The organism is Mesorhizobium sp. M7A.F.Ca.US.005.03.2.1 (assembly GCF_003997795.1).
Taxonomy (GTDB): Bacteria; Pseudomonadota; Alphaproteobacteria; order Rhizobiales; family Rhizobiaceae; genus Mesorhizobium; species Mesorhizobium ciceri.
This window is the reverse complement of the sequence record NZ_RZRP01001529.1, coordinates 1-586: the sequence shown is the minus strand read 5'-3', so window position 1 is coordinate 586 and position 586 is coordinate 1. Positions and strand designations below refer to the sequence as shown.

General features: G+C 56.0%; 1 pseudogene. It reads right to left on the bottom strand.

From position 1 onward, the window contains the following. Positions 1 to 444: 444 nt before the first annotated feature. A pseudogene (locus EN991_RS41900) lies at positions 445 to 586 on the bottom strand (glutathione S-transferase); the annotation flags it as partial.

Here is a 586-nt window from a genome sequence, read left to right as displayed (position 1 = left end):
ACTGTGCCGGTGCTCATGACGAACCCTTTCCATGGCAAATATTCGTTCGACGCCATGCGGATGCACAACGTCGTTTGTCCCGATTTTTGATGTGGGAAGTTCGTCAAAGGCGCGCTCGAAAGCGCGGATAACAAAAGTCAGTCAAACAAATATCGACGATTTGCTTGTAGGCTTCTTTTGGCGCGCTGTCAAATTTGCATAAAGCCACAGATGCGGATTTCTCCCAAAACACCAGGCCAAACCAGCTGGCATGACGGCAAACCGGGCGCCAAACAGCGCGCTTGCGCCAAGTTGAAAAAATTTTCTGGCATCCAGGAACCATCCACGCAAAGGCGCATTTATGCCTTGTCGTCAGCAGTTCGTGAGAGCAATCGAAAGAACGGTTGATGGCAAAGACGCCCCCCGCACGATAAAAGGTGCGAGGGGCGTTTTCGTTGGATCCTGCTATTCGTCCGGGCCGGGTTCCGGCCACCTCTCCTTGGCCGCCTCGGCATACCAGTGCCGCATCGCCGGCGTTGCCAGCACGGCGTCGACATAGGCGCGCGTATCCGGCGCCAGCGTGCCGCCATAGGTGTCGAAACGGGTG